The following is a 4,536-nucleotide window of genomic DNA, read 5'->3' as shown; positions in this document are numbered from 1 at the left end:
GAGGCGTCCCAGTCCACCCCGTCCACGCGGCAGACGCGGACGTCGGCGGCGGTGCCCTCGAAGTCGGTGACGGTCACCCCGTGGCCCCGCCGCAGCTCCACCACCTGGTCCTGGCCCAGCTCGACGGCCTCGCGGGTGTGGGCGATGAAGGCCGCCGCTTCCGAGGCGAGGAAGTACTCGCCGTCGCCGTCCCCGTCCCCCACGCCGACCAGCAGCGGCGCGTCGCGGCGGGCGCCGACCACCGCGTCCGGGTCGTCCGCGTGCACCGCGACCAGCGTGAACGCGCCCTCCAGCCGGCGGCAGGTCTGCCGCATCGCCTCCGCCAGGTCGCCGCAGGACGAGAAGGACTCGGCCAGCAGATGCGCCACGACCTCGGTGTCCGTCTCGGACGCCAGTTCGTGGCCGCGGCCGGTCAGCTCGGCGCGCAGTGCGGCGAAGTTCTCGATGGTGCCGTTGTGCACCACCGCGACCCGGCCCGCGTTGTCCAGCTGCGGATGCGCGTTCGCGTCGTTCGGCGCACCGTGGGTGGCCCACCGGAGGTGCCCGATGCCGGTGGTGCCGGTGGGCAGCGGGTGCTCGGCGAGCTCCTTGTGGAGGTTGGAGAGCTTGCCGGCCCGCGCCGCGGCGGCGAGCCCGCCGTCCGCGAGGACGGCCGCGCCCGCCGAGTCGTATGCGCGGTACTCCAGCCGCGCCAGGCCCGCCAGGACGACATCCAGCGCCGGCTGCCCGCCCACGTAGCCGATGATTCCGCACATAGGTACCCCTTCCAACCCGCTGGCCTGCCATGTCTACCGCACCTCGGGCCGCGGGACACCTCCCGGGTCTCCCCCCTCCCCCGCGCCCCGCGCACAATGGGCCCGTGTCCACCAAGCCCTACGTAGACCTCAGCCGCGCCGATTGGAGCGCCCTGCGCGAGCGCACCCCGCTGCCGCTGACCGCGGCCGAGGTCGAAGAGCTGCGCGGCCTCGGCGACGTCATAGACCTGGACGAGGTACGGGACATCTACCTCCCGCTCTCCCGGCTGCTCAACCTCTACGTCGCCGCCACCCACGGCCTGCGCAACGCCCTGAACACCTTCCTGGACCGGCCGGAGCGCCCCGAGCGGAGCGGCACCCCGTTCGTCATCGGCATCGCGGGCAGCGTCGCGGTCGGCAAGTCCACCGTCGCCCGGCTGCTGCGGGCCCTGCTGGCGCGCTGGCCGGAGCATCCGCGCGTCGAGCTGGTGACGACGGACGGCTTTCTGCTGCCGAAGGCCGAGCTGGAGCGGCGCGGGCTGATGGCCCGCAAGGGGTTCCCCGAGTCGTACGACCGGCGCGCCCTCACCCGCTTCGTCGCCGATGTGAAGGCGGGCAAGCCGGAGGTGTCCGCGCCGGTCTACTCCCACCTGGTCTACGACATCGTGCCGGACGAGCGGCTGACGGTGCACCGGCCGGACATCCTGATCGTGGAGGGCCTCAACGTGCTGCAGCCCGCCCTCCCCGGCAGCGACGGCCGCACCCGGCTGGCCGTCGCCGACTACTTCGACTTCTCCGTCTACGTGGACGCCCGCACGGCGGACATCGAGCGGTGGTACCTCAACCGGTTCCGCAAGCTGCGTCAGACGGCGTTCCAGAACCCCCGCTCGTACTTCCACACCTACACGCAGGTCTCGGAGGAGGAGGCGCTGGACTACGCGCGCAACACGTGGCGCACCATCAACTGCCCCAACCTCCAGCAGAACATCGCCCCCACGCGGGGGAGGGCGACCCTCCAGCTCCACAAAGGCCCCGACCACAAGGTGGAACGGCTCTCTCTGCGGAAGCTGTGAGTCCCCGGCCGGCTCAGCTCAGAGCCCGCTTCACCACGTCCGCCAGGCGGCCCGCGACCGAGCGGGCCTGGTCGGCGTCCGCGGCCTCCACCATCACCCTCACCAGCGGCTCCGTACCGGAGGGGCGGAGCAGCACCCGCCCCGTCTCCCCCAGCTCCCGCTCCGCCTCCGCGACAGCGGACACCAGCTCGGACGCGGTCTCGACCCGCGACTTGTCCACGTCCGGCACATTGACCAGCACCTGCGGCAGCCGCTCCATCACCCCGGCCAGCTCCGCCAGCGGCTTGCCGGTCGCGGCGACCCGGGCGGCCAGCAGCAGCCCCGTCAGCGTGCCGTCGCCCGTCGTCGCGTGGTCGAGGACGATGACGTGCCCGGACTGCTCGCCGCCCAGCGAGAAGCCGCCCCGCTTCATCTCCTCCAGCACATAGCGGTCGCCGACGGCCGTCTGGAGCAGCTCGACGCCCTCCCGCCGCATGGCGAGCTTGAAGCCGAGGTTCGACATCACCGTGGCCACCACGGTGTCCTTCCGCAGCTGCCCGGCCTCCTTCATCGCGATCCCGAGCACCGCGAGGATCTGGTCGCCGTCGACCTCCTCGCCGGCGGAGTCCACGGCGAGGCAGCGGTCGGCGTCGCCGTCGTGTGCCACGCCCAGGTCGGCGCCGTGCTGGACGACGGCGGCGCGCAGCCCCTCCAGGTGGGTGGAGCCGCAGGCGTCGTTGATGTTGAGGCCGTCGGGGTCGGTGCCGATGGTCACCACCTCGGCCCCGGCCCGTGCGAACGCCTCGGGGGAGACCCGGGCCGCGGCGCCGTGCGCGCCGTCGATGACCACCCGCAGCCCGTCCAGCCGGTTCGGGAGGACGCCGACGAGGTGGGCGACGTAGTTGTCGAAGCCCTCGTCGTAGTCGCGCACCCGGCCCACCCCGGCGCCCGTGGGGCGGGCCCAGGGCTCGCCGGAGGCGTGGTCGCGGTACAGCTTCTCGATGCGGTCCTCCAGCTCGTCGGGGAGCTTGTGGCCGCCGCGCGCGAAGAACTTGATGCCGTTGTCCGGCATCGGGTTGTGGCTCGCGGAGAGCATGACGCCCAGATCGGCGCCGAGCGCGCCGGTCAGATACGCCACGGCCGGGGTGGGCAGCACGCCCACCCGCAGGACGTCGGCACCGGCGCTGGCCAGCCCGGCCACCACGGCGGCCTCCAGGAACTCCCCGGAGGCGCGCGGATCCCGCCCGACGACGGCGACCGGGCGCCGCGCCTCGGCGTGCCCGGGGTCGGCCTCGACCAGCACATGCGCCGCCGCGACGGACAGCCCCATGGCCAGCTCGGCCGTCAGCCCTTCGTTGGCGACGCCGCGTACACCGTCCGTGCCGAAGAGTCGTCCCACTTCTCATACCTCCGCGTTCCTCAGGAGGGCCTTCACCGGCCCGCTACCCCACGTATACGCCCCGTTGGATCAAAGGTGGATCAAAACAGCCGCCTGGGACACCACCCGAACGACGAATGCCCCGTCGGCACCGAGGTGCCGACGGGGCATCCGAGGGAAGCGCTCCAGCCAGCGGCGTCAGCGCTTGCTGTACTGGGTGCCCTTGCGGGCCTTCTTCAGACCGGCCTTCTTGCGCTCGACGGCGCGGGCGTCACGCGTGAGGAACCCGGCCTTCTTGAGCGGGCCGCGGTTGTTGTCCGCGTCCGCCTCGTTCAGCGCGCGGGCCACGCCCAGGCGCAGCGCGCCCGCCTGGCCGGAGATGCCGCCGCCGGAGATACGGGCGACGACGTCGTAGCGGTCATCGAGCTCCAGGACCTTGAAGGGCTCGTTGACCTCCTGCTGGTGCACCTTGTTGGGGAAGTAGCCCTCCAGGGTGCGACCGTTGATCTTCCACTTGCCGCTGCCCGGGATGATCCGGACGCGGGCGATCGCGTTCTTGCGGCGACCGGTGCCGGCGGCGGGCTGCGGGTCGCCGAAGCGGGACGCCAGCGACTCGGTGGTGAACTCGCCCTCCGGGACCTCGGGGGTCTCGGTGGTGTACTCCTCGACGCCCTCGACGGGGGCCTCAGCGGTGGTCTCGGCCACGATTCTCCTCAGCTTCTCTTCAGTCTTAGGGGGTGGCCGGACTTACTGCGCGACCTGGCTGATCTCGTACGGCACGGGCTGCTGCGCACCGTGCGGGTGCTGGTCGCCCGAGTAGACCTTCAGCTTGGAGAGCATCTGACGGCCCAGGGTGTTCTTCGGGAGCATGCCCTTGACGGCCTTCTCCACGGCCTTCTCCGGGCTCTTCGCCAGCAGCTCGTCATAGCGGACGGAGCGCAGACCGCCCGGGTAGCCGGAGTGGCGGTAGGCCATCTTCTGGGTCCGCTTGTTGCCGGAGAGGTGCACCTTGTCGGCGTTGATGATGACGACGAAGTCACCGGTGTCGACGTGAGGCGCGTACATCGGCTTGTGCTTGCCCCTCAGAAGGGAGGCGGCCTGCGAGGCCAGACGGCCCAGGACCACATCCTGGGCGTCGATGATGTGCCACTGGCGCTGGACGTCGCCGGGCTTGGGGCTGTACGTACGCACGGTCGTAGCCTTCGCTTCTTCAGTGAATGAGGATGACAAGGCCAGCGGACGGATCACCACAAGCAAGACCGCACATGGTGACGCTTCCACATGCTGATCGCCGGAAATCGACCGGTTGGCCGGTGCACGGCCCCCCACGTGAGAACAGGCAAGCCAATACACACAACGAAAGAGCAGGCTA

General features: G+C 71.4%; 4 protein-coding genes and 1 pseudogene. 1 reads left to right on the top strand and 4 read right to left on the bottom strand.

Annotation, left to right across the window (positions count from 1 at the left end):
- Window positions 1–755: pseudogene (locus G5C65_RS31665) on the bottom strand (glutamine--fructose-6-phosphate transaminase (isomerizing)); the annotation flags it as partial.
- A gap of 29 nt (window positions 756–784) precedes the next feature.
- Between G5C65_RS31665 and coaA the strand changes: the two are divergent.
- Window positions 785–1,807 carry a type I pantothenate kinase gene (gene coaA / locus G5C65_RS31660; RefSeq protein WP_165302483.1) on the top strand — a complete coding sequence of 341 codons (1,023 nt, stop codon included), beginning with the start codon at window positions 785–787 and terminating at the stop codon, window positions 1,805–1,807.
- Between the two features lie 13 nt (window positions 1,808–1,820).
- On the opposite strand, the gene glmM is transcribed toward coaA, so the two are convergent.
- From glmM to rplM, 3 genes are all read right to left on the bottom strand, one after another.
- Complete coding sequence (gene glmM / locus G5C65_RS31655; protein ID WP_165302482.1) at window positions 1,821–3,185, bottom strand: phosphoglucosamine mutase; 1,365 nt, start codon at window positions 3,183–3,185, stop codon at window positions 1,821–1,823.
- 177 nt (window positions 3,186–3,362) lie between these two features.
- Entirely contained in the window at window positions 3,363–3,869 is a 507-nt protein-coding gene (gene rpsI, locus G5C65_RS31650; RefSeq protein ID WP_165302481.1) for a 30S ribosomal protein S9, read from the bottom strand.
- Between the two features lie 42 nt (window positions 3,870–3,911).
- Complete coding sequence (gene rplM / locus G5C65_RS31645) at window positions 3,912–4,355, bottom strand: 50S ribosomal protein L13 (protein ID WP_165302480.1); 444 nt, start codon at window positions 4,353–4,355, stop codon at window positions 3,912–3,914.
- Between the last annotated feature and the right edge of the window lie 181 nt (window positions 4,356–4,536).

This window comes from Streptomyces boncukensis (assembly GCF_011045075.1).
Classification (GTDB): Bacteria; Actinomycetota; Actinomycetes; order Streptomycetales; family Streptomycetaceae; genus Streptomyces; species Streptomyces boncukensis.
Note: the sequence above shows the minus strand (reverse complement) of the source record. Positions and strands in the feature narration are given on the sequence as shown.

What these genes read in the sequence shown, in the direction of transcription:
- coaA (WP_165302483.1), top strand. Translation starts at nt 785, where the DNA reads ATGTCTACCGCACCTCGGGCCGCGGGACACCTCCCGGGTCTCCCCCCT.